This window comes from Enterococcus mundtii (assembly GCF_003957375.1).
Lineage (GTDB): Bacteria > Bacillota > Bacilli > Lactobacillales > Enterococcaceae > Enterococcus_B > Enterococcus_B spodopteracolus.
The window spans coordinates 2,705,262-2,730,989 of the sequence record NZ_CP025473.1; the positions used below are offsets into that span (position 1 = coordinate 2,705,262).

The window sequence follows — 25,728 nt, forward strand, 5'->3', positions numbered from 1 at the left end:
ATAAGATAGTAGAAAGGAGATAGATCGATGACGACAAAAGCCAAGGTACTACACCTTTTAAAAAATACTCAAACATTTCTATCCGGTGAAAAAATCGCCCAACAACTGAATGTCTCCCGAACTAGTATTTGGAAAGCCATCAAAGAATTAGAAAAAGAAGGTTTTCGCTTTGACCATCAAGCGAAAGGGTATCGTTATCTCCCCTCCGATGTATTAGATCCTGTAGAGATTTCCCAAGCATTGTCCTCTTTTGATGTTCAAGTGAAGGTATTATCACAATCTGAATCCACTATGAAAGATGCTAAATCGGCATCTCATATGGATACTACGAAACCTAGTTTATTTATCGCGGATACACAAGAACAAGCCCATGGACGTTTTGGACGTTCCTTTTTCGCTCAACCAGGTCAAGGAATCTACATGAGCCTATTATTGCATCCACAAAAGCATTTTGAGGAATTACCACAATATACGTTGATTGCTGCCAGTGCATGTGTCAAAGCGATTCAAGAAACGACAGGAAAACATGCAATGATCAAATGGGTCAACGATATCTACCTTGAAGGGAAAAAGATTTGTGGAATTTTATCTGAAGCGGTAAGCGATATGGAAAGTGGTGAATTTCGTTCGGTGATTATTGGTGTGGGCTTGAATTTTTCGATCCCTCAAACGCAATTTCCTGATGAGATCCAGCAAAAAGCGACCTCCTTGTTTCCTGATGGTGAAGCATCGATTACTAGAAATCAATTGATCTGCGCGATTTGGAAACATTTCTTTAGGTATTTAGCCGACCCTTCGCACACCTATTTTGATCTTTACACAGAACGGTCATTTGTCCTAGGTAAGTCTGTCAGCTTTACCCGACAAGGAAAATCTTATCAAGGAATTGCCCAGGCAATCGGTCCAAAAGGAGAACTGATCGTAGATACGCCAAACCAGCGCTTCCAACTACTCTCTGGGGAAGTCAGTTTAACAGAAATCGATGGGCTACCATCAGCAAAAAGAGGCTAGTTCGTTTCCTAGCCTCTTTTTTATCAATGGTGGGTTTGTCATGCTCGCTTTATTTTCATAAGCTTGATGTCACGAGAAAACATGCAAGCTTCTTTACGATGTACTCTATTTTTCTACTATGTGCTTGATTCTATGTTTGAGGTACTACATTATGTGTTTTATTTTACTTTTGTGTCTACATCTAATTTCTATGTTTGTTCTATGTTTTAGTTCTATGTTCGATATCCTTTTTAAATTAGGATAGTACTATGTGCTATTGTCAGTAGCAGTAGAACAATCAAACTACTGCCTGGCAATACTAATGGACACCTGATACCATTTACCTACACTTTTATCTAAAGGCGCTGTCGCAATCTGTGATGCACGTCGTCAAGTAGGTGAGACCGAGCAACTATTTTTCCCCGAAATAGTTTTCGGCAATCCAGTGGCGTTCTATGTGTGTTGTTTCCTCTATTTACTACTTCTAAGTCATTCATAAGCTTATCTATTGAAGACCAACGATCGATTTCTCAACTTCTTCCTAACCATACCCCTCTTCCATTTAACGCCCCCTTTTTTGTTTTGCTGTCGTTCTGTTTGTATCATAACGCATAAGAAAATAAATGAATTCTTTTGTATTGAATTACAACATTTTTTATTTTTAGGTCAAATACAAGTAATCTCAAGTTAAAGACATTCTCATTTTTACTTTCAAATTTGACAGAATTGTAATTGATGGGCTTTTGAAGAAGTAAAATACTCGATTTTTAAATTGAAATTTTTTACGATCAAACAACGGATCAAAAATTTATCAGCTGGAGTTAATGGTTGTTGATATTCTTCTTCAATATCACGAAATGAAAAATTTTCCTTCTTTTCACTTAATCTAGTCACAATCTCAATCACTGTTAGTTTCGTTAGTTCTGTTGTATATTGTTTTCTCACAAAGACTCTCCTTTACTCATCTTTTTCTTTAATTCAAAATATAGCATGAAATTTTTCCTTTGTTAGACCCTTTTTTTCAAAAATAAAAAAGTTTGTTTCGTCTCTAAAAAAACTAATAATCTTCAAACCCTTTCAATACTAATTACTGACAATGAAGTACCTTACATACACTAGATAAAACATGACACGTTCAACTCAAATTACCTAGACCAATAAATTTCCTGAGATAGAAAATATCGGCGTAAATCACAAAGTAAAAAATGCTATTTTCATAATATACAATAAAATAAATAAGGAGAAAAAAATGCCTGAATTAAATGAATTGAAAAGTAATAAAGACATCATCCTTTTTTTAAACAATGCAATCTCCACAGAAAAGTTAGATCTATCCACACTTGATCCAGAAAGCGCTTCTCGTTTAAAGTTACATTTAATGATCAAAGAACAAGCATTCAAATTACAATTAAAAAATGCGAATATATCTGAAAAAGATTCAACTAAAATTGCTAAAAAATTGAAAATTATTGGAGAATTCACGAAACAGACAGAAACTATCAAACCAGAATTTGTCTATATGTCCATTCAAGAAATTAATGCTAAGATTGGAAAATTAACTACTGAAAAAAATAGGTTAGAGGCTGAGGTAAAGAAATTTAAGGCTATTATGGATAAGAATAGGAACAAACACGGCGATGAAAATGCATATATCCAAGCAGAAAGTAAACTCCGCAAGGCAAATCAGAAAATAGCCAAGGGCCAAACACAAATCTATAGTTACCGCGGAATGAAACATGTGATCAGCGTACAAGACCAACAGAAAGCGAATAGTAGCCAACGGGAAGCTGTGGGGCATTCTACCCAGCAACAATCAGTAGTCCAAAAAACAGCTGATCAAAAAACAGAAACTCAGCAAAAAGTGAAGCCCTTAAAAAACCATACTCAAAAACAACCAAGAGCACTTACAGAAAATGAAAAAAAGTTGGTAAACCAAATTATCCAGGCAGAACTTCAAAGAGAAGGCTTTGCTAAAAAAAGAGACGCTCTGATAAGTACTCCTGATGTAAAAGAAATCTATGCTGAATGGACTAGAAAAATGGGTGATCAGCGAATACGTGCAGACTATTTTTATGATAAACTTGAAAAATCTGCGCCTGATATGGTAAAAAAGATAGAAGAGAGATTTGCTAATTCTCCACATGGTGATTTACCCTGCCCATTAACGCCAAAAGAAATCCAAGCTCAAAAAAAACTACAAGAGACACAAGCAAAGTTACAAGTGGCGAAGGAAAAATACGACAAACATTATGGAGATATCATTATCGATTCTACAACTGATAAAGTAACCAAAACAAGATTTAGTGATAAAAAACCTACAAAACCAATAAAAAGTGAACATCACAAGACAGCTGAAAAAGAATTAGAGAAAGTATATGCAAAATTGGCACCTTATAAAAAAAATGAAAACAGTATAACTGGATTGATTGTTAATTTTTTTCGGATGAGTAAGATACGAAACTTACATCGTCAAAAAAAGGAATTGGAAAGAAAAATAGAGGAGTATAAGAAGCCGGAAAAAGGAATTTTGAAACCCTCACTTAGCGAAAAAGTGCAAGGGGCTCACTTAAAACAAAAAGCTCAGCTAACCAAACAGCCAGACCATCAAAAAACAAGATCTGAACGTGTGCAGCCTCAACCGAGTTTAGTCAAATAAAGAAAAACAGAAAGATTCTTTCCAAATGGAAGGATCTTTCTGTTTTTCTTTATTTATTCCTATCATCCAGTAACGTTTCCCCCAAAATGTAAAAAAGCTGATTGATAAGAATAAACAAAATATGAATGTTTTAACTACTTGTTTAGTCCATAGTTTACTCTATACTATGTAATATTTCTTCTAAGTTTTTCCTTTAGCACCCCTCCCTTATTTTTCCTTCATCATCTTATGTACTTAGGTCCATAAAATAAAGTAACGTACCTGCTCTTCCCGATGACCAATCCATGAGTCACGAAGAAGAGCAACAAACGTTTGATACGTGTTTTAATGCTAAATTGAAAAAAGCAATTACACAATACCTATTATTTAGCATACCTCTTTCTCCTAGACAGCGAAAAACCGATTTTTCTTTCCAAAGAAAAAAATGAGCGTTACCTAGAAAGTAACACTAATAACACTCATTTTCTGTAGTCAATCTGCTCGTTTTAAAATCAAAGACGTCAATGCGAACAATGTTTCTTTGGTTCTCGTTGACGTATCTGGTAGTTTTTTGATTTCTTTTAATGCTTGTTTTGTATAGGTTCTCGCCAGTTTCTGAGCATTAACAACCCCTTTTGCTTCAACTACCAATTGTTGAACTTTCTCAGCTTCAGTTTGTGACATCTGTTTTCCTTTTGATAAATATCCGAGTAACTCCGCTCGTTTATTCGTTTGCAAGGCGTAAATCAACGGCAATGAGTACACACCTTGACGAACGTCTTCTAATACAGGTTTGCCGATTTCATCACTTTGTTTTGTATAATCTAAAATGTCATCAATGATTTGAAACGCCATGCCGATCGCTAACCCGATATCCCCAGCTTTTTTTGCAAAACGTTCGCTTGTGCCACTTTCGTATGCACCTACAAAACAACTCAGTTGAAACAGTTCAGCGGTTTTACCAGAAATATTCTGTAAGTATTCTTCAACCGTCAACTGGGCATTGTATCTATCATCCATTTGCCCGAGCTCGCCGTTCAATACTTTTTCCATACTTCGAGCATTTAATTGCATACTCTTTAAGGAGGAGGTATATTCGGACAATAGTTTGAAACAACAAACAAATAAATAATCCCCCGCATAAACAGCGACACTATTGCCAAAACGGCTACGTAAGTTAGGCTTTCCTCTGCGTAAGTCAGCTTCATCAACGATATCATCATGGATCAACGTAGCAATGTGTAGCATCTCAATAGATGCTGCCAACGAAATGGCTTTATCGCGATCTTGCTCCGGGCCAAATTGAGCAAATAATAATTGATACGCCGGACGCAGTAACTTTCCACCTGCATGAATCGTTTCTTTTATCGCTTCTTCTACTGGTTTGTTTTTCAGCCGAACAACACTTTCCATTTTTTTTAGTGTTTGATTCAATTCCACTTGGATCGTTGGATAGTCCACCCACATTTGATGTAACTTCATAAAAAAACTCCTTGCATAACGCTTATTTTTTCAGAAATACCGATTGCCATTGACTATTGGTCTGTCGATCATAGTCTGCTTGGAAACGCTGAAGTGTTCTCACATGTTTCAGCAGATAATTAGCAGCTATCCCTATGGCCAATCCTGATAGAATACCTAGAAATGATAAAATCGGTAAGTAGAGCATGACTGTCCATGATTGAGCGATAAATGACGCGGTCAATAACTGACCGACATTATGCATAAATCCACCTGTCGCGCTGATACCAATAATGCTAACCCTTTTAGGGCCCAATTGTTTGACTATCAACATCCCTACATAACTCAACAACGCCCCACTCATACTATAAAGAAACGTCGAAATCGTGCCGCCTAATAACGTGGTCAAAAATAAACGCAACCAAAGTAATAAGAAGCTATCTCGTTTTTTCATTGTAAAAATTGCCACAATCGTAATCAAATTAGCCAATCCTAGTTTTGCACCTGGCGCAAAAGCGAAAGGATAAGGAATCATATTTTCCAATAAACCGATGATCACACCTTGGGCAACTAATAAAGATATATAGATCATTTTTTGTAATTTACTCATGACGTGAACCGTCTAATAAATCAGACTGTCTTCCCCACTCCCGTCTGTTGATCGCACTTCGATCACTAATTTGTGAGGCAAACAAACGATTGTTTCACCATTATTCGTTGCCCATCCTCGGCGAACGCAAATCTGGTCGTCGCAGTCTGCTTCTTTGATCCGAATTCGTTCCCCATCGATCTCGATCACGTTTTTGTCGCCATGATCATCTTCGTATAAATAGGTATAAGCTTTGGTTTCAGTTACCAACGGAAACGTTTTGATTTCTGTTCCATCGACTCGTAGCACCGCTTCTTTATTTGGTGTTACATCCACTTGTTGATAACTAAAGATGAGAACCGGCAAGAAGGAGAGCATGACTAACAAAAGAATAATGATGATATCCCAAGGTTTTAATAAACTTTTTTGAATAAATTCTTTCAAGTACTCACTCCCTTTTTCTCCTCGTTTGATTGCTCCAATTTTACCATGAATAACGAAAGTTGTGAATGAGAGGCACAACACAGCTAATTCAAGGATTTGATCGATTCATCATTTTTATACGAACCTATTTAAGAAAAAGACGAGCTTGGAATGTTTGCACACCCCAAGCTCCTCCTTATTTCTTCTCATGACATGATTTTAGTTGCTAAAATCTTTTTGATTATTTGAATGGTTAACTTTCTCTATTCACCGTAACGTGCTTTTGGTTTCCCGTACCACCAATTACCGAGTGTTTTCTGTAACCAAGGAATCACCCAACGATCCAAACCGATCGCACGACCTGAACCATTCATCAATGCGAAAGCCACAAAGATGAACCAGATGTTTACCCAGTAGAACATTCCAGAAATACAGAAAGTGATGACTAAAACAATCGTTGTCGCACTGCATAACCAAGTGAATAAACCGGCAATCAATGCCAACGCTAACGCGATTTCAAAGAAGACCATGAATTTTTGGAAGAACATCGCTACATCGTTATTTGGCATGATGACTTGCATCATGCTGTTGAACCAGTCTGGTGATTTATCGATCACTGCCATTGGTTCTTCACCATATGCGTAGCTCAAGCCAAAATGTGCCGCTTGTGTTGCTGCTTCTCCAGTTGTTGCACCTGCACCGCTCGCAGCTGTTGTTGCATCACCTGCTGCTGAAGCACCACTTGCTACATCTGCTACATTGTATTCCCAAGTCCAAGGGAACACACTGTTCCCAGTAAACCATGAACCTTCACCAAACCAAGTGCTTGGTTTTAATACTTCACCATTACCGATCATTTTTTTAGAAGCTTCGACTAACCAAACGAGACCGTAGAAGATTCGTAATGGGACACTCCATAAAACATTACCGTAACGGGAAGAATGTCCACGAGTCACATTGCGATCATCTTTGATATGAAAGAATTCGTGCATCATATATTGGAACATATAATAACCTGAACGGATATCAAAGAAATATTTCAGGTTGACGATATGCTTCATGATAATTGCTAAAAAGCCACTTAAATGGATTTTGTCAAAAAGGTTCGCTACACCCCATTTTGCACCAACAGAAACCATAAATCCTTGGTAGTTTCCTTTAAATTTATGTTTCTCGCCACCTTTAATCGAAGCCACGATATTCGCTGCAGCTGTATGGCCTGTTTGTTCTGCGGCTTGAACAATCTGTGGTGTTGGTGTATTAGGGAATTCTTCGTAATACACTAAATCACCAATGATGTAAATATTTTGTTCTTCATAGCCTTTTGCTTGCATATATTCGTTTGCTACTAAACGTTGGCCACGTGCAGTCTCTAATCCGAAATCAGCCGCATCTGTTGTTCCTTTAACACCTGCTGTCCAAATCAAGGTATGCGTAGGCACTTCACGACCGTCTTTTAATTTGATATGGTCAGGAGCGACTTCAACGATTGGCGCATTCAACAATAGCTCAACATTCTTTTTATTTAAATAACGTTCTGCTTTGGCTGCATCATTACGATCCAACATATTCAAAATCGTTGGCATTGCTTCAACAACCATTAGTGTAATCTCATTTGCATCTAGTTTGTAGTCTTTGGCTAAACGATCTTTCCAATCCACTAACTCACCAATCATTTCGATTCCCGTAAACCCAGAACCACATACAACAAACGTTAACATTGCCTTACGCAAATTTTCGTCTGGTTCTAATGCTGCTTTTTCGACTGTTTTCTCAATGTGCTTACGGATCTTAACGGAATCTTCAAATGACCAAAGAGTAAAGCCATTTTCTTTAACACCTGGTGTACCAAAATCATTTGGTTCACCACCCATACCTAAAATCAATTGATCGAATGGATAAGCGCCTAATTTGGTTTTGACGATTTTTTTCTCTTTGTCGATGCCAATTACTGTATCAGTCACTAGGTCTACATTTTTTTGTCTTGCAAATAATCGTTGTAAATCGTACTGGATCGCCTCTGGTTCCACACGTCCGCCTGCAACTTCGTGAAGTTCTGTCATCATCGTGTGGTACGAATGACGATCAATCAATGTGATTGTTACGTCTTCTTTTTTCAGTTTCTTCGCTAAGTGTTTTGTAGCTGAAACACCCGCATAACCAGCACCCACAACGACAATATTTTGCTTTGTCATTGAATATCCGCTCCTTATTTTTCATCTATATAAATTATTAATAGTTGATCGTTTTTTCAATTTGATAATGATTACACAATCTTTATACATTATATAGATGTTTTGTATATTTGTCTAACACCTTTTTATGTTTTTTTTGTTACAATAAAAACGCCTATTTTTCACGAAATTTCCAGAAAGAAAACGCTCAATTAAATCACTGTCGTTATTTTTGTAAAACGGTTGACTTATTGATGATATCCATTAGAATGTATAATGAATCACAAGGAATTTGTGGACAAAAAAATGAAATGGTGGGGTTAAAAATGAAGAAAAATCGGTTTGTTACGGGGGTTGCGGTATTAGCATTCTCAACATTGATGCTAGGAGCTTGTGGATCAGATAACAATGATAGTTCAAGTAGTACATCTTCTTCTACTTCTACTGCACAATCTTCTACAACAGAAACTAGTACAACAGAATCAACTAAAGAAATCGTTGCTGGTGGAGAATTACAAAACGGTACATACAAGTTAGAAGAAAAAAACTACTCTAATGGTTATCGTTCAGTATTTGAAATCGTTGTAAAAGACGGCAAGATCACTGAATCAAACTTTGATTACATCGATGCAGATGGCAAATCAAAACAAGATGACGCGGAATACAACGAAAAGATGGAAGCAAAATCTGGCACAAAACCAGAAACGTTCATTCCTGAATTGAACGATCAATTGGTAAGCGCACAAAGTGCAAGCGATGTAGAAGTTATCACTGGTGCGACACACTCATCAGAAAGCTTCCAAAACTATGCACAACAATTGATCCAAGCGGCTCAAGCAGGTAACACAGAAACAATTGAAATCGACAATGGCGCGGAATTACAAGACGGCACATACAAATTAGAAGAGAAAAACTATTCGAATGGTTACCGTGTACAATTTGAGTTGACTGTTGCAGATGGCAAAGTCATTGAATCAAACTTTGATTACATCGATGCAGATGGCAAATCAAAACAAGATGATACAGAGTACAACGAAAAGATGAAAGAAAAATCTGGTACTGATCCTCAAACTTACATCCCAGAATTAAACGATGAACTTGTTTCAGTAATGGGCGAAGAAGATGGTTCTCCAGCAGATGTAGAAGTTGTTACTGGTGCAACTCACAGTGCACATTCATTCATCATGTACGCACAACAATTAGTCAATGCTGCTGAAAAAGGCGATACACAAACAATTGAAGTCGATAACATTGTGACAAAATAAACTTTGTCTAACAGAAGGCTCATCTGCCTTTACGATAATCCTTTTGGAGATGTGGCAACTGTCACATCTCTTTTTCTGTGCTATCCCTACAAACGCTACACCCCCCGAAAAAAAGATGTTCATTCCTGCCAGATTATATTAGAATACAAAGCATGAACTTACTTTTGATTTCGCTTAGAGATTTCTCTTTATGTGGAACATGAAATAGATAAAAAGAAATGAGGAATAGATGTTGAAGAAACGATTACTTCCTTTTGTCTTGTTTTTGTGCCTATTGACCGTGGCTGGTTGTCGCACAGATTCAACGACTGAAGACAAACAAGAGAATAACACTTCCCTGCTTTCTGACCCTTACACAGACGAACAATTTTTGCTTGGTACTTACGTTCGTATCCGTATCTACGATGAAGGGAAAGAAGACGTATTGAAAACTGCTTTTGACCGAGTCAAAGAGTTAGGCGATAAAATCACAATCAATCAAAGCGGCTCCGAAGTTGATGAAATCAATCAACAAGCAGGAATCCAACCAGTCAAAGTATCCGACGATGTGTACCGTTTATTAAAACGAGCATATGAGTACAGCGAAGACTCACATGGAGGCTTTGATATGGCGATCGGTCCCATCACGCAACTATGGCGTATCGGTTTCGATGATGCCCGTAAGCCATCTCAAGCAGAAATTGATGAAGCATTGAAGTTAGTCGACTACCATAAAGTCAAATTCAATGATGAAGAAAAGACTGTTTACTTGCAAGAAAAAGGCATGATCCTTGATCTAGGGGCAATTGCGAAAGGGTTCATTACCGATGAAGTCGTCAAAGTCTTGAAAGACAATGACGTAACGACTGCGATCGTCGATCTAGGTGGGAATGTCTATGTTCTTGGACACAGTCCTAGAGGAGAAGATCAAGATTGGACAGTCGGTATCCAAGATCCGAATCTTGCCCGTGGTTCGATCCTCGGCTCGATCAAAGAACGAAATAAAACATTAGTCACATCTGGAATCTATGAGCGCTATTTAGAAGTCGATGGCGTGAAATATCATCACTTGTTTGATCCAAAAACTGGTTATCCATTTGACAATGACATCGCTGGTGTCACGATCATCACCGATCAATCTATTGATGGAGACGGACTATCTACTGCAGTCTTCGCCATGGGTGTCAAAGATGGCTTGGCTTACATCGAGGATAAACTGAATGACGGAACTGAGGCGATTTTTGTTACAAAAGATGATAAGGTCTATGTGACAGATCCAATCAAAGACACTTTCAAACTCGCTGAAGATTCAAAATATACTATGGGCGATCGTTCTGAATTAAACTAAGGAGTAACTGATATGACACTAAAAATCTTTTTAGAAGTAGTTGAACTACGTACGAAGGTCGCTAGTGTATTTCCTTTTGCGATAGGGGTTTTATTCTCTATCGCTTTTTTTCACGAAATACAGTGGCTGAACACTTTACTGTTTTTTATTGGTATGCTTATCTTTGACTTAGCAACTACCGCAATCAATAACTATATGGATTATGAAAAAGCACATTCGGAAATTTATAAATATGAAGAGAACGTCATTGGACGGACTGGTATTTCACCAAAACTCGTACGAAACATGATTTTGGGGATGATTGCTTTTGTCTTAGTCATCGGTATATTACTGACGTTGCGGACCGGTTGGTTATTGTTGCTAATGGGCATGATTTGTTGTTTTATTGGGATTTTTTATACTTTTGGTCCTATCCCTTTATCACGTATGCCATTAGGAGAGATTTTCAGCGGTTTTACCATGGGTTTAGGGATCTTTACGATGGTCATCTATATCAACACTCATCGTAGCGATCTATTTGATTTAACCCTGTCTTTAGCAACTGGCACCTTCAATTTGTCTGGCAATATCTGGGCAGTAGCCACCATCTTTCTTGCAGCACTCCCACTTGTTTTTACGATAGCCAATATTATGTTAGCGAATAATTTACGCGATTTGGAGCGAGATATTGAAAATCATCGATACACGTTAGTTTTCTACATTGGTCGCCCAATCGGTATCATGCTTTTTCAACTTTTGATGTATGCGTGCTATCTGATTCTTTTAGTAGGACTGATTAGTGGTATTTTTCAATGGCCAATCCTTCTGGCTTTCTTGACTATACCAAAAATCTATCTTAATCTTCAGCTATTCAAAGAGAGTCTACCGCAGCCTATCAGTTTTAGCTATTCGATCAAAAATATGATTTTGTTCAACAGTAGTTATGCACTTGGTTTATTCGCAACGATTCTTCTCAATCAACTATAGACATAAAAAAACAGGTGGAAATTATCCACCTGTTTTTTTCTCTAGATCTACAGACTATCTCGTTGGTAATGGTGTACCTTTACCTTTCGCTAGTGGATTTCTTGTCAATCCCTGACTTATTAATGCATCATTGTGTAGTTTTGCTTGACTATTCGCTCTGTTCGTCATTGCGGATAGTCTTGGTTTTCCATCTGGAGTGCCTCCTTTTTCAGCTGAATTACTCCTAGAGAGTAAGGGCTTTTCAGCTGAACTTCGTCCATGGGACATTGAGGCAGTCCCCTGTTCTCTGGTCAGGTGGTCTCTACTAATAACAAGTTTCCGCTTAACAAAGTTCCAGGCTTTTGATAAAGTTCCCTTATCTTTTGACTCTTTGTCTATTAACTTTTCTCTTCCATCTGCACGATTTTGCTGATACGTTCTGTATTTTTGTCTTAAGAAACGCCAAGCTCTGGCTAGAATTCCTTTTTCTTTTGGATCTTTACTTTTTGGATTTTCTCGTGCTTCTTTACGTTTTTGTCGAAATGCTTGGACTTTTCGAAATACTTTTATTCCTAATTGGAAAACTTTTTTTACGAATTTATAGAGCCAAATTGGTCCTCTTTGAAAGATTCTTTTAAAAATATTCTCTATCTTATCGATTTCTGGATCTTTATCAGCGTTATTTTGCATTTAGATCACATCTCTTTCTGTTATAGTGACTGTATTACCCTCTTCATCTGTGGTTTCTTGTGTTCTTGAGGTGTCTGAACGACTCGTTCCATCTTGTGTCATTTGTACAGACTCATACGGCTTTTCAAATAGAGTGTTCCATTGGAAGCTTCCTTCATTTCCAAGTAACCTGTATTTATTCGCTTCTTCAGTGATTCTAAAAGTGATTGTTTTCTGTAGATTCCCACTGTCTGTTCGATTGACAACAAAGTTGGCACCCTCATGATCGGTATCAAATGAAACAATTCGATACTCAAACGTTACTTCTTCATCTGATTTTCCTTCTTCATTTTTTTTCTGAGTAAATGTATCTTCTCCAAACTCTAACGTAAATGAACGACTAGTGTTCGTATTTTCCCATGTTCCTTGCATCAAGATATCCATCCACATTTGCGAAACTGCTTGTTGCGCGGCTTCAATCTGTTCAGACATTTCTGCTTCTAACTGCGCTTTTACTTCTTCTGTAGGATAAAGATACACATCTTCCCCATCATCTTCTCGATATAAGATCGTGTTTCCCATCTTGGTTTGTAGAGCAAATTCTTTGGTTTGCTTCTTATCGTTTTCTAAAACTACCTGCCCACTTGTATTTAAATAATAGATCCCTGATTCAAACCACTCACTAGATACTTTATACGTTCCATCAGTTGCTAATACGATTTCTGTATCATCTGGTAGATTAGAATACCAGGTGCCACTGTAGATCGTTGCGTTAAAACGATCTCTTGACTCTGTTGTTGCTTGTTCTTCTGTCGTTGAGTCTGTTGATTTACCTGTATTTTCTTGTGCAGTATTCATTAATGAATATCCTACGAGCCCAGCAACCACAGCAACAAACAATCCAAGTCCGATAATTATTTTTTTACCTGACTCTGTTTCTAAAAAATTTTTTAACATACTTCCTCCTTTCAAGATATCTTCTAAACCATCTCTGTTAATTATTTTCAGTATTATCTTCTTATGGCAGGCCATATCCTGAAATAACATTACTTCCAATGGCGTAAGTTCTTCTTCTTACTAGATTGTCAGAGTTACCTTCGATGACCTGAATAATATTTCCACCAGAATATTCAACGATTCCTACATGATCTTTTCCTGTTCTTTCACCAGACCAGTCGAAAAATACAAGGTCCCCAGATTGAGGAACATAATTTTCATTATGTGTTTTGAACTTATCATTCGCTTCAAACCATTCTTTCATATCAAGAACATTTGCTGTATTCAATACTCGTCCTTGTTCCAAGTACCCCGCTTCATTTGCTAGCCATGAAACGAATACGGCTGACCACTCCATTCGATTGTTGAATCCAGCCCATCGCCAATACTTCTCACCATTCGGATTGCCAAATTCTTTTCTAGCAAGCTCAGCTAATCTGCCTGTATCTGCCATGATGTTTCTTGTAACCATAGTGGTATAAAACATATTGCCAAAAGCATAGCGCCAGTTATAGCCCAATCCTTGCGCAACAATATGATCGAACGGCATGGTTTGATTATTACTTTTCATTTGTGCATACAATCGTGCATCTTCGAAGGAATAGGGCGCATTTCGTTTGATCAGATCATCAAGATACGCTTCACCATAATTATAGGCTTGAACCGCTGCCAGACCATTCAGATTATTACTTTGTGCTTTTTTGAGCAGATAAGCAAAATATTCGACGCCTTTTTCAATCGATTCCTCTGGCGTAGTGATTTTTTCTAGAGATGATAGTGCCAGTTGCGCATTTATGATATCTGGCTGAATGGCTTCATTTCCACCAGATTCCACCCAAATCATAGATAAAATCGCATTCGTATATGCTTCAATACCATGTTTACTCGTTTGTTCTGCAACTCTGTTTTGCCATTTAGTAACTGCTAATGGGGGATTGATCAGATTCCCATGTAACCCACCACCATTACGCATATAGGCTAAGTTGGTATCCGTACTAAAGGCTAAATTATCGATGTAGATCGCTGGATAAACATCCGGATCTTTATGCCAGAAACGATATTCTTTCATTGCAACTAATAAATTCCCATTAAACTGATTTCTTGTATAACCAATCAAATCCCCTGCTTCTAAGTTTCTTCCTGGTCTCACGACTGGATCGATGTTGACATAATAGGCATAATATTGACCAGTATCCGTTTCTATTGCCGTCGTCCTAGCTCCTGATCCATCGGTATGCCCAGCATAATAGCCATAGTTAATACTTTCCACTTCTTCAAATGTAGTGGCATAAACAGGCGTTCCTGGTTCTGCTTCCAAAGCGATTTGGTAATGTTGCGTATTGGGATCACGTCGACGATAGCCAAAATTATCCACTACATTTGCATAGTTCATCTTTCCAAATGGATTGGCCATAAAAATCTTATCTTCAAAGCGATCTTTTTCCATGATTGGGTAATATTTATCTATTTCATCGTCATCAAAGGCAATGACTCGTCCATAGTAATCGTCATCTCCAGAATAACGCCTAGACACATAGACCTCTACTTCAGGTTCAGAGTCAAACATTTCCCCAATCGTTTGTACATTTATTTTGACGGTAGCCACATTTTTTTTCTCACGTTTTACTTCTGTATGCTCTTCACCTGTTTCTTTATCGGCCGTTATTACAATGGTCTCAACTTCTTTATCCTTTTCAATGACGGTCGTGTAGTTGTAGACCATATCATGTAATGCATGGATCTCATCTTTTACCGTGAATACTTTGATAGGTTCAGATGATAATGGATGAGGTGCATCATGAAAAACGGCATATGTCCTATTTCTCAATGACCACGGAATCCAGACATCTGTTTTTTCTGCCACTCTTTTTCGATAGGTAGCAATGGCAATATTACCGATATCATAATCTTCAAATTTTGCATTTAAATAGTAGATATAGTTATCTCCGTTGGATATATACATAAACTGCTCTGGATCAGATTCTATCCCATTTACTTCAAAATAAACCTCATCATGCTCTGAATCATCAACTAGTCGATTGTATGTATCATAGACCTCCTTGTTTTTATAAGTATCTAACCATGTGACATAGTTGTATGCTTCGGTAATCATCATCGACTCGGTTTTTACTACGAATAAACTTAAAATCGTTGTCCAAAAAGAAACAAAGATCGAAATGATTGCAATGACCACGGCAACAATCAAAATAATAATAATTAATTTTAATAATAAGGGTAACTGTAGCATAAGAAGAACAGTTATGATCATCCCAACCAGATTCAAATTCCCCTCTTCATCTCGTCCAACCTTATCAATAATCAAGTCTTTGATTTTATTTTTAAAAGGATTTTTGGGTGAAATTTGATTTTTCAACATATTATCTAATTTGGTCCGCATATCCCTTTTAACTGCAACCTTCTTTTTTCCTTCTTTTCGCTTATTGTTTCTTTTCTTTTTTTCAAGCTGTTCATTTTTAGAAAGATGCAAGGCTCTTTTCTGATTTTTATGACGTATATTTGTTGTGTTAGAACTAATTTTTTCTTGTTGTCCTTGTTGCTTTTCCAGTTTTGCTTTACTGGTGTATCCTTTGTAGGTAGTATTTTTCTTTTGTTGTTCACGAATCTGTTGATGGCGGTTCTTTTGATTAAAAATTGCTTGAGTGTTCGCTTTTTCTTTTTTTTGATCTGTGTTGTTATTAGTAACAGGAGCAGGAGCGATGGTTGGATCGACTTTATTAGGGCGCATCATTGAATCATATTGCTGTTGCTTTAGCTCATCTCTTCGACTCTCTCGAACTCTTTTTCGTCGATGGATGCTCTGGGTATTGACCGATTTGCCTTTATTGGTACTATCTGAAGGTTCCGGATTCACATTATTCTTATCGTTTTTTCTTTGCTTTCTCTGAAAACTTGCTTGCTGGGAGTTTCTTTTGATACGAGGATTGTTCCCATTCAATAACTTCATCAGCTTTTTTCTTCGAGAAGTACTAATAGAATTATCTTTTTTTAAAGATAGTTTGCTACCTCTTACTACCATTTTTTTATTATTTGTGCTGGTAGTTGTAGCATTCTTACCTGCCCTGTTCTTGTCTAAAATTTTTGAATCAGCCACTTTCCTGTTTCCTTTCCCGTATGCCTATCAAGTTTCTCCAGGTTTCGTTGACATCATCTTATAGAGCTGCGTATCTTTAGGGAAATGATCATAAAAGGGTAACGTTGTATCCCCAAACACCATTAGACCATACCCTTCTGGAGAGTTCACTACGTATTTTTCTTGTTCTTCTGAAATATCAAACAGTCTAACTAGCTGTGTGCGGTCTGATTTTGCTTGATTCAACATCATGATAAAATCGCTATTTGACAACATCCGTCGAGCTAAATCGGACAATAGTAAGGTTTCGACGTTCTGGGTAATGCCAGTCGGGATTGCTCCCCACTTTCGTGCACGACTCCATAGTTCAAAGAAGTAGTTCTCAGAATATTCATTCGTAAACAAAAGCTGCATTTCATCGATATATAACCACGTACGAACACCACGTTCACGGTTGGTCGTGATTCGATTCCACACTTGGTCTAATACAATCAGCATCCCCATCGTTTTCAATTGTTTTCCTAGATCCTTGATATCATAAATCACTAAACGCTTGGTAATGTCGACATTTGTCTCGGCAGAAAAGACCGATAAACTTCCTTCAATATAGATTTCAAGATCCATGACTAATTGCTTGGCTTCTTCTTCTTCTTGTTCTTTTAAAATATTGTAAAAGTCAATGAAGGTTGGCGTACGGTCATTCAACACTTCATATGTTCGACGACAAACACGGTCAATCAACGTTTTTTGTGCCGAACTTAGCCCCAAGGCACCACCAATGATCAGGTCAAATAACGAAATCAAGAACTCTGATTTTAGCACGACCGGATCAGTATCATCTCCATAGTTCTCATTGATATCCATGGGATTGATCGTTGTCGGTGAATCACTCGAGATTTTGATGATCTCACCGTTGAAATTTTGACCAATAACAGAATATTCTCGCTCAGGATCAATAATGATGACTTCATCATCTGCATCGCGCAGTAGTACATTGACGATTTCACGTTTGACTGAGAAACTTTTACCAGAACCTGGTGTTCCTAGAACGAATCCATTCGGTGCTTTTAATAATTTTCGATCGAGTGAAAGAATATTTTTTGAAATCGCATTGACACCATAATACTTCCCATTTTCTTGAATCAAATCCGAAATCGTGAATGGGATAAAAATGGCGGTACTTGCTGTTGAAAGTGTTCGATCTAATGGAATCGCATTGATTCCCAACGGTAATGTTGCATTCAAGCCATTTTCTTGCATGAACTCCAATTCAATGAGTTTAAATCCAAAGCGACGAGACACTGAGTTTATTTCATCATGGACCTCAGCCAATTTTTCTTTCGTGGGTGAATGGAAATAGACAGATCCTGTTATCGCATATAATTTTTGTCCCCTGTTTTGTAGGTCATCCACCAGTCCTTTGGCTTCTGTTAATGAGTAAGAGAGTTCATAAGAGAGCATCTCAAAGTCATATCCACTTTGTAATGCCTTCTTCTGCTCATCCACTTTTTGTTGTTCCATAAAAGCCAATTTCGTCTTCACTAAATCAAAGGCTTCATCTTGATCCATTGGTTCAATATGTAAAGATACAACAATTTCACGAGGGATTTCTAACATTTCAAAAAGAAACGTATCTGATAATTCAGAAGGGTATTCTTGTAAATATAATGTTTTTGTATAGTGATCATCTATTTTTACGTGGTTTTTGTTTTCCTTAAATTCCATGACTTCAGGTAGTACCTCGTCGACTTCTGTCTTAACCGTCTTATCATTCGTTAATAAAATTTCAGAAATCATATGTAATAATTTTGTTTTTTCTACCTTTTTTGCTTGACTGCCTAAGCGACTAGCAAACATTTCAAAACGATCTGCTACCATCTCTAATTCTTTTTGCGCAATCTCCAACGTAGGATGTTTCTGCACAAAAGTAAATAAGATCGTTTTTTTGAAGCCATTTTTTTCTTCATCTAATTTCCTTGAAATGACTTGATTCATTTCCTCACGATATGAATCGAGGAAATCATTTTTTGCCTTGTAATAAAGAACCGATTGCAAATCAGCAAGCGGTCGTTTCTTTTTATAAACAGTGAGTTGCAACTTTGTTTTACTACTCAATGAATTTAAAAAGTCGCAGTATTGAGAGAAAATTTCAATTTGATGATCGTCAGAAGATAATTGATAATTGATATCTTGTAACTCAAGCGTTAATGAATAGGTAAATTCATCGATTTTACAAATACCACTTTCATAAATCTCTTCAAACCTAAACGTATCTCTAAAAGGATCAATATCCTCTTTCTTCTTTGATTTAGGTTTACTAATAAATTCTTTTTCCTCATCTTTTGTTTTTTTAGTTGGTTTTAACGCTTTGAGTGCTTTTAACTTCATCATGTTTCTTGCCCGCCTACATCTTCAATTTCTTTATTCATTTCTTCCTTAGGCTTCTTTTTTCGTGTCCCTGGTGCCACGTGGTATTTGAAAAATTGTTTAAGATAGATGTCAAATGTCAACCCATTTCTTTTAAACCAACCAAATGAAACGATTGGAATGGATGAAAGAATCATAAACCAACTTGTGATTTCCATAGGAATCTTTAATCCTGCAATGAAAATCAAACTGATCAAGACATTTACTCCAGCTGCAATAGCTAAACAAAGCAGCTGCTTTAAATTCATTCCTGCAATTACCTTTTCTTTATATTCTTTAATATCCTTTGGTATCTTTACCTCAACTGCCATAGTTCCTCCTTACGATGCTGACATCAATGTTTTTGCCCATCCCTTAGTTTTATTTACAGAAAGCAATAAAGCAATCATGTAAACTGTCAAACCTAAAATAATCCCAAAAATTCCTGAACCAACTTCTTCCATGATACGATGAAAAATCGTTGGATAAATTACCAATACTAACGCGATGAATGTTCCCTGTAGACCGAGTGCAGCGAAATTTTTGAAGAATCCCTTGCTCATCACGGAAAACTCTTGACTCGGTAAAGCACTCATCGGAATTGGGGCCATCGCACAAAATATATACATCTCCAAAAAACGAAGATAAATGGTAACTTGAACCAGTACGCGCACAACAAGTGATGCTAAAAACAGGATACACATCACGAGTAATACGACTAATTGTGACCACCAACTTAGTTGAGAGACCGCTTGTCTGACTGCATCTGCTGTATCTCTTACAGTTGAAGCATTTCCAATTGTTAAAATCCTAGTGGTTAGATTGCCGGCAATGATAACCATACCATCTAAAATATCTTGAATTCTTAAAATAACTATGTAACAAATGACGAATTTGATCAATGCTTTGATAATCATCTCAAATCCTAACATGGGAGCTCCACCTGCACCTTCAACTTTCGTTGAAATTTTTTGAAACTCTAATAGAATAAAAATTGCTAGAATGGATAAAGCAAGTGGCCCAACTACGTGTTGCTGTAGTCGTTCCACTAAACTGTAGGCATCATATATGTAACTTCGTAAATCCATTCCTAAAACATTTTTTAAATCGTCCCCATTAAGAAATGTCATGATTTGATCAAAGATAGTCATAATTGCAGATTCCATATGCTATACTCCTACTCTTCTTTTTGCGCAACGATTATGGTAAAAATGATCCAATGTTGAATGAAGTAGCAAACCAACCCGCAGCGACTAGAATCAATCCACCACCAACAATCTGCCAAATCCCTTGTTGTAATTGAGGGCCATTTTTATCTTTTAACGCACCAGCGAGGATAATTGTTCCCCAAATCAACCATAGTCCACCACCAATTAATGTAAACTGTGAAACTAATCCAAATACTTGTTCTAATAATTGTGCATCCATAATTTTGCTAATCTCCTTTTTTGTAAAAATAATTTTTTATTTTATTTCATAAATTTAGTATATGCGAAATTCTCTGTTTACTTGTATCAGTTATTTCTTCCATTAGAAATTTTAGAATAAATAGAGCCCGTTCCTTTAGTAGATGAACTGGATAATCGCCTATTAGCAAATGAATTTTGTTTTAAGGACTAGAACCATCCTTTACAATTAACCTTCGATAATAAACCGCCCACATGTTATTCTTACTGACTATTTCTATATTGCTTCAACGTCCGATCACTAAAATAAACAAATTTCATTGTTCTTTTCAGTGATCCTTGATTTTTAGCTACTAAAAAGCACCACATTCTCAAACTAACATTCGAATGAAGGTGCTCTCTATTTATTTATGAGTGATTCATTGATCGAACTAGTTAAGCAGATAAATTTCGTTCATACATATAGGAATTTGTTACATCGCCTAACTTCTTATAGTTTTTATGTTTCATAATATCATATTTCTTTGATAAAAACGGATGAACTCCGCGAATTTTCAAGATACACTCCTGTCCTTTGAGACTTGCTACTTCATCAGGGTCCATCAAGTTCCGTCCTAATTTCTGGAAGTTCTCACTAAAGGAACCATTGCTTCCTTTGGTGACACTTGTATTTCTTTGTTCAATCGTTTGTTTCCCTAGCAATTTTGAGATATATTCATGCGTACTTTGTTCCATTCCGCCTAAATATAAAAAGACATCACTGGTCCCAATAATTGTTTCCCACGTATCTTTATACAAGGTTTTTAGCTGACTGATATTTTGTAAAATAACATTTGTGGAGATTTCACGGCTTCGAATAACCGAAATCACTTTTTCAAAATCAGGAATTTGTCCAATATTGGCAAACTCATCTAGGATACAACGGACATGACAAGGTAATCGTCCCTTATAAACGTTATCGGCTTTATAAACTAACATGTCAAATAATTGCTGATACATCATACTCGCTAAAAAGTTGAAACTGGTATCTGTATCAGGCAATAAGATATATAAGATCGTTTTGACATCACCAACTGTATCCAGCTCAAGTGTATCTTGTGAAACGAGTTCCTTGATACTTGGGATATCAAATGGTGACAACCGCACGCCTAGACTGACTAAGATACTTTTCGTCGTTTTATCACCAGAAAGTTTAAAAATCTTGTACTGTGATACCGCAAAGTTTGTCGGATCTTTTTGTTCTAACTCATTGAATAAAATATCTAATGGGCTGACATAGCCAGGCACATCTTCTTCAATATCTGCTAAACGGACTAATTCAATCACGTTTCCTAACGTCCGATCTTCTGCGGTTACTTCTTGGATCAAAAAGCTAAAAATAGCCATCAATAGGGCTGTTTCAGCTTTTTCCCAAAAATCGTCTCCGCCTTTTTTATCTGGGTTCGTCGTATTTTTGATAAGATTGTTCACGATTTTCAAGATATCATCCTCTGTTTGGATATATTGAAACGGGTTGTACTGATGCGTATCTCTTCGGTTGATCAAGTCAAAAATCTTGATTTGATAACCCGCTTCTTCAAACATTTTGCCTGTTTCAGCTAATAATAAGCCTTTAGAATCACTGACGACATAAGAGGAATGCATTTGCATCAAGTTAGGTTTTACATAAAATCGCGTCTTACCACTACCGGCTCCTCCCACCACAACGACATTTTTATTTCGATTAAAATTATCGTTTCGTGTAATCTTCATACGTCCTGATAATGATAAGCTTTCACTCTTCGTCAACAAGATATTGAAGTCTTTTTTCTTATCAAGAAATGCACGGATGTCGCTGTACTTTCCCCATCGTGCACTTCCATATTCTTCATTAGGGCGGGTATTCTTCTCATCAAACGTCTTATATAAGACAAAAAGTACATAGGAAATAGCAGCAACCGCTGCTATCCCTAATGACATTGGTTCATAAGAAAATTGTGGGGCAAATCTAGAAAGTTCTTCAAATGTTCGGTTGAATGCTGTTAGTAAATTATCTACAAATGATAAATTCCCAGTATTCTCTGCTAAAAATAAATAACCAATACGATTACCCACATAAAGCAGAATACCAATTACTAACACATGCACTACCATAAGCTGCCGGGAATTTTTCAAATTTTTTTATTTCCTTTCAGTCAAAGTTATTTTTTATAATTGTGTCGTTTTAGTTTTCTTATTATTTTGAATTTGAGCCTGGGCTTGCTGACTACGCGCTCGGTTATTTCGCTCATTTGATAATTGCAACGAATTTCTTCTTAATGACTCAAAGCTTGCTTGTCGTCCGATATCTGGACTCGTACCGGAAAAGCTTGCACGACGTTCGATTGACGGATGTTCTCTATTTGTCAATGCGACTGGTTCTTTCAAGCCAGCTGGTGTTGGTTCTACCTTCGTTTGCGATGTATTTGGCTGAAGTATTGTACTATCCCTTGATTTCATCTCAATGACTTTCGATTCTTTCGCCGTCTCAGAGGTTCGTTCAGGTCTTTCTGTCGTTTTTTGTTGCTCATTGGTCAGGACTTGCTCAGGTGCTTTCGTTTTCTCTTCAAGACTTGCAATGGCAGAGACTTTCTCCCTAAATTCTTTTGAATCTAAAGATTGGCACTTTCCGAGCTCTTGGCATTCTAAAATTTTTTCATTCACTTTTTTTTCAAATGCCAGATCCTCTCTTTTGGCTACACGGCTTTCAAGTCGTTTGAAAACAAATTTGTCTAATAATTGGATCCCAATTCCAATACTGACACCAATCAAAGCCACGACGCCTAACTGCATCAAGAATGGCGCAGCCATAGAAGTTGTTAGCATTGGTACTAACGCAGATAGAGCAAACATTCCACCTATTCCTAGAGCCAGTGGTACAGCCAACATGATAAATAAAGATAATTTATTTTTCATGACATAATCAAACATCCGTTTTGGTGCATGGCGAATTGTTTCCCATGCACGTTTCGATTTTGATTGTTTTTCTTCTATTTCAGCTGTACTTGCACCTTCTTTGGTTGGTACTTCTATTCCTACAAGTTTGTCTTTTCCTTTGAGATCCTTAGAAGTTAACCCTTCTTTTGTTACTTCAGATTTCTCTATTCCTTCTGCCAATTTTTCATTTACTGGAATTGCTTCTTTCATTTGTTCCGCTGGCTGCTTTTGTTTCCCAAACGGCAATTTTTCACGTACTTTCGCCAATCCACGAGCCATTGGCCCAAATACTCTTGGAAATTTCTGTACTAACTTATTAAATAGCTGAGGAATTTTCTTTTTCGCATAAATAATTGCTTTTGAACCAAAAAAACTGGCAGTGACAAAACCAACTGCAGCGTTCACAAACTGTTGCCCAAAAATAGCCATTGCTGTAGATGGTAAAATAGATCCAACCCATGATACAGCAAACGGTAACATGGCAATCGGCCATAGATTAAGCAACCACCTAGCTGCACGAATTTTTCGGGAGTTTCTGAAAAATGATTGTTTTAATTTTGAGTGATTTAATTCACTCAACTTTTTCGTTTGTTCTTTTATTCCTCGAGTTTCTTCCTGTAATCCTTTGATATCTTTATCCATCTGTTTGATACTTTCAGCAGATAAATCTTTGGTCATTTTTTTTAATTTTTCAGGATCCGCTAAAACCGCCTTAAGTTCCTTTGCAAATGGCACGTCTTCGGTCGTGTTTCTCTGTTTGATCCGCTTCAATAAAACATCAGCATTCTTGTTTTTAGCTTCAAGCAACTCAACTTTTGCTTGAAGATTTTCAACATATGCTTTGATAAGATCTGCTTTTTTGCTCTCAAGATTTTCACGTATAACTGATTCTTTTATTGGTTCTTCTACGATTGGTTTCTGTAGCTTCTTTTTTTGGGGAACCTCGTTCATGATCACATTGACCTCGATCGGAGGTGGATTTTTTTCAACAGTAGAGCGATCTACTTCATCTTTTTTTGGTTCTTCCGCAACCACTAGATTTGGTTCGCGTTCAATCTTAGATGTAGTAATAGTCGCCTCACGATCAGCCTTACTTAGGACAACAGCTTCCTTTGCTTGCTCTGCTTTCACTTCTACCGAACGAACGACTTCTATTTCAACCTTATCTGTATAGTCAATCAGCCCTTTTGTTTCAGCAATTTCATTTTGAAATCCTTCTTTTATTGCACTAATTGCTTGAAGTTTTGACACTAACACTTCGTCTGAATCATTTTTATTTGCCGTAAATTCAGAAAAAGAATGAGAACGTCGCAAAGGTTCTGGTTGATCTGTGTCTACCGCAACCTTCTCTATCTTATCCTTTAATTCTTTTTGGACGATCTCAATTTTTTTAACCTTCTCTTCAGCTAATTGAACCTTTTGTTCAAGGACTGTCTTTTTACTTTTCTTTATTTTTCCAATCTCAGCCCTTAACTTATTGACCTCATTTTCTTTCGCTACTAGTCCTACTCTATGGGCGGTCAATTCTTTTTTAAATTCGTCTTTTTTGATCAATGCGAGAACGATTGCTGAATCAACTTGCTGGTCTTTTGTATTTGCTTTTAAAACACTTTGAGCACTTCCATATTTGTCTAATTCTTTTTGATGACCTTCCAGGGTTGATTGAACTTTTGTTAATCCCGCGTGTTTTTCGGTATACATATCGTCGATAGCCTGTTGCTTAGAAGAGCTGATGACTCCAATCCCATTGATGGTCGCTATGTCCCGTTCTAGACGAATAATTTCTGATTGGAAATCAAGGATTTTAAGCTCTTTGGTAATATTTTCTTTCTTATCACGAATCAACTCATTATGCGTCGTATCAAAATTTATGTCTTTGCTTTCATTTCTGATTTTTTCATCAATTGGAGATCCAATGATTTTGTTGATAATCGCTTCATTTTTATATGAAAATATAGACAGAAATGATTCATTGATATTACTTTTATTATTTTCTTTAAGCTTGTCTTCTCTAAGCATCTTTTCTTTAGATACATCTTCTATAGACATCCATCACTCACTCCTCTCTCATTTTCCTTTGCATTATCTCGAGTGTCCTGTCGTTAGAGATTGGCCAGAATAGGTGCGCAGCTGATTCGTTTGTTGCCGGGCTTGTGATACTCGCGTATTCAATCGACTATCTTGCGATATGTTTGAGCGGATTGACATACGATCTAAGTTGTTTTCCCTCTGTTGTGAAGCTACTCCACGCGAACGTACAAACGCTTTTTTTTGTGTCCTTTTTTCCCATCCTTTTTTTAACATCTTTCCAATGAACTTCCCAATTGCTTTGGTGACTACCCAAAGTATTTTAAAAGTTAAAAATAACGCCTTGAATGCACAACTATATACCCCAA

The 25,728-nt window shown here is 37.0% G+C and carries 19 protein-coding genes; 5 read left to right on the forward strand and 14 right to left on the reverse strand.

Annotated features, from left to right (window positions below; all coding sequences use genetic code 11):
• Window positions 1-27: 27 nt before the first annotated feature.
• Complete coding sequence (locus CYK55_RS13095) at window positions 28-1,011, forward strand: biotin--[acetyl-CoA-carboxylase] ligase (RefSeq protein WP_126134411.1); 984 nt, start codon at window positions 28-30, stop codon at window positions 1,009-1,011.
• A 690-nt stretch (window positions 1,012-1,701) separates the two neighbouring features.
• On the opposite strand, the gene CYK55_RS13100 is transcribed toward CYK55_RS13095, so the two are convergent.
• Window positions 1,702-1,935 carry a hypothetical protein gene (locus tag CYK55_RS13100; RefSeq protein WP_034689502.1) on the reverse strand — a complete coding sequence of 78 codons (234 nt, stop codon included), beginning with the start codon at window positions 1,933-1,935 and terminating at the stop codon, window positions 1,702-1,704.
• A 304-nt stretch (window positions 1,936-2,239) separates the two neighbouring features.
• Here CYK55_RS13100 and CYK55_RS13105 point away from each other — a divergent pair, with 304 nt between their 5' ends.
• Window positions 2,240-3,646 carry a hypothetical protein gene (locus CYK55_RS13105; RefSeq protein ID WP_126134412.1) on the forward strand — a complete coding sequence of 469 codons (1,407 nt, stop codon included), beginning with the start codon at window positions 2,240-2,242 and terminating at the stop codon, window positions 3,644-3,646.
• A 471-nt stretch (window positions 3,647-4,117) separates the two neighbouring features.
• Here the strand turns inward: CYK55_RS13105 and CYK55_RS13110 are convergent, their stop codons facing one another.
• The 4 genes from CYK55_RS13110 to CYK55_RS13125 form a co-directional block, all read right to left on the reverse strand.
• Complete coding sequence (locus CYK55_RS13110; protein ID WP_034689506.1) at window positions 4,118-5,107, reverse strand: polyprenyl synthetase family protein; 990 nt, start codon at window positions 5,105-5,107, stop codon at window positions 4,118-4,120.
• Between the two features lie 22 nt (window positions 5,108-5,129).
• Window positions 5,130-5,696 (reverse strand): Gx transporter family protein, encoded by a 567-nt coding sequence (locus tag CYK55_RS13115; RefSeq protein WP_010733918.1) that lies wholly within the window; start codon window positions 5,694-5,696, stop codon window positions 5,130-5,132.
• Between the two features lie 12 nt (window positions 5,697-5,708).
• Entirely contained in the window at window positions 5,709-6,119 is a 411-nt protein-coding gene (locus tag CYK55_RS13120; protein ID WP_034689507.1) for a NusG domain II-containing protein, read from the reverse strand.
• Between the two features lie 242 nt (window positions 6,120-6,361).
• On the reverse strand, window positions 6,362-8,293 hold the full coding sequence (locus CYK55_RS13125; protein WP_034689508.1) for an NAD(P)/FAD-dependent oxidoreductase: 1,932 nt from the start codon (window positions 8,291-8,293) through the stop codon (window positions 6,362-6,364).
• A gap of 305 nt (window positions 8,294-8,598) precedes the next feature.
• Between CYK55_RS13125 and pplA the strand changes: the two genes are divergently transcribed.
• From pplA to menA, 3 genes are all read left to right on the forward strand, one after another.
• Window positions 8,599-9,537, forward strand: a complete 939-nt coding sequence (pplA, locus tag CYK55_RS13130; protein ID WP_126134413.1) for an extracellular electron transfer flavoprotein PplA — start codon at window positions 8,599-8,601, stop codon at window positions 9,535-9,537.
• Between the two features lie 229 nt (window positions 9,538-9,766).
• A complete protein-coding gene (locus CYK55_RS13135) occupies window positions 9,767-10,864 on the forward strand; it encodes an FAD:protein FMN transferase (protein ID WP_126134414.1) in 1,098 nt (365 codons plus the stop codon).
• A gap of 12 nt (window positions 10,865-10,876) precedes the next feature.
• Complete coding sequence (gene menA / locus CYK55_RS13140; protein ID WP_034689511.1) at window positions 10,877-11,830, forward strand: 1,4-dihydroxy-2-naphthoate polyprenyltransferase; 954 nt, start codon at window positions 10,877-10,879, stop codon at window positions 11,828-11,830.
• A gap of 54 nt (window positions 11,831-11,884) precedes the next feature.
• Here menA and CYK55_RS13145 read toward each other — a convergent pair whose 3' ends face one another.
• From CYK55_RS13145 to CYK55_RS13185, 9 genes are all read right to left on the reverse strand, one after another.
• Window positions 11,885-12,499 carry a hypothetical protein gene (locus CYK55_RS13145; RefSeq protein WP_126134415.1) on the reverse strand — a complete coding sequence of 205 codons (615 nt, stop codon included), beginning with the start codon at window positions 12,497-12,499 and terminating at the stop codon, window positions 11,885-11,887.
• Window positions 12,500-13,435: a hypothetical protein gene (locus CYK55_RS13150; RefSeq protein ID WP_126134416.1), complete on the reverse strand. Its 936-nt coding sequence runs from the start codon at window positions 13,433-13,435 to the stop codon at window positions 12,500-12,502.
• A 61-nt stretch (window positions 13,436-13,496) separates the two neighbouring features.
• Window positions 13,497-16,439, reverse strand: a complete 2,943-nt coding sequence (locus CYK55_RS13155) for a lysozyme family protein (protein WP_241234780.1) — start codon at window positions 16,437-16,439, stop codon at window positions 13,497-13,499.
• A gap of 174 nt (window positions 16,440-16,613) precedes the next feature.
• Window positions 16,614-18,956, reverse strand: a complete 2,343-nt coding sequence (locus CYK55_RS13160; RefSeq protein ID WP_034689516.1) for a VirB4-like conjugal transfer ATPase, CD1110 family — start codon at window positions 18,954-18,956, stop codon at window positions 16,614-16,616.
• Window positions 18,953-19,303, reverse strand: coding sequence for a PrgI family protein (locus CYK55_RS13165; protein WP_019722807.1), 351 nt, complete (start codon window positions 19,301-19,303; stop codon window positions 18,953-18,955). The genes CYK55_RS13160 and CYK55_RS13165 overlap by 4 nt, the downstream gene beginning before the upstream one ends.
• A 9-nt stretch (window positions 19,304-19,312) precedes the next feature.
• Entirely contained in the window at window positions 19,313-20,137 is an 825-nt protein-coding gene (locus CYK55_RS13170; RefSeq protein ID WP_034689517.1) for a hypothetical protein, read from the reverse strand.
• 34 nt (window positions 20,138-20,171) lie between these two features.
• Window positions 20,172-20,399, reverse strand: a complete 228-nt coding sequence (locus tag CYK55_RS13175; RefSeq protein ID WP_034689518.1) for a hypothetical protein — start codon at window positions 20,397-20,399, stop codon at window positions 20,172-20,174.
• A gap of 413 nt (window positions 20,400-20,812) precedes the next feature.
• Complete coding sequence (locus CYK55_RS13180) at window positions 20,813-22,498, reverse strand: VirD4-like conjugal transfer protein, CD1115 family (RefSeq protein ID WP_404830927.1); 1,686 nt, start codon at window positions 22,496-22,498, stop codon at window positions 20,813-20,815.
• Window positions 22,499-22,564: 66 nt separating this feature from the next.
• Window positions 22,565-25,381 carry a hypothetical protein gene (locus CYK55_RS13185; protein WP_126134417.1) on the reverse strand — a complete coding sequence of 939 codons (2,817 nt, stop codon included), beginning with the start codon at window positions 25,379-25,381 and terminating at the stop codon, window positions 22,565-22,567.
• Between the last annotated feature and the right edge of the window lie 347 nt (window positions 25,382-25,728).